Raw genomic sequence first — 585 nt, 5'->3', positions numbered from 1 at the left:
GCACCTACAACGCGGACAACGTCGCCTTCGCCAAGGGGGGAGTGAGCGGCACCGTTTTCCGGGCCCCCAAGGGCACCGTTTTGCCCACCGACGCGACCACCCCGCTTCCCGAGGCTTGGAAGAGCGTGGGGTACATCGGCGAGGACGGCATCACCTTCAGCGAGGACACCGACACCACGTCCATCAACGAGATGGGCGGCAACGCCGTCAAGACCGTGGTCTCTAGCTATTCGGAGACCGCCCAGTTCGTGATGATCGAAACCAACGAGCACTCCCTGAAGGAACGCTACGGGGACAAGAACGTCGAATGGGATGCGACCACCGGCAAGTACAAGTTCGAGCACCGCATCCCGGATGGGGATGGTTGCCCGCATGTCATCGAGATCCTGAAGACCAACGGGTACGTGGAGCGCACTGTCATCGCTGACGCCTCGCCCAGCGAGTTCGGCGACGCCCAGTACCACGGATCGGACGGCATCGGCTACGACGTGACCCTCTCGATGAACGCCTCCCAGGCCCTGAACGGGGCCACCGCCATCACATACGGGGCGAAGATCGCGGAACCGGACACGCCGGGTTCCACCG

Annotated in this window: 1 protein-coding gene; it reads left to right on the top strand. The window is 63.8% G+C overall.

Going from position 1 to position 585, the window contains the following annotated elements; translation table 11 throughout:
- Positions 1 to 41: 41 nt before the first annotated feature.
- Positions 42 to 585, top strand: a 544-nt coding sequence (locus tag J3T93_RS09930; RefSeq protein WP_267431553.1) for a hypothetical protein, incomplete at its 3' end; no start/stop codon positions are given.

The organism is Bifidobacterium sp. B4111 (genome assembly GCF_026537235.1).
Taxonomy (GTDB): Bacteria; Actinomycetota; Actinomycetes; order Actinomycetales; family Bifidobacteriaceae; genus Bombiscardovia.
Note: the sequence above shows the minus strand (reverse complement) of the source record. Positions and strands in the feature narration are given on the sequence as shown.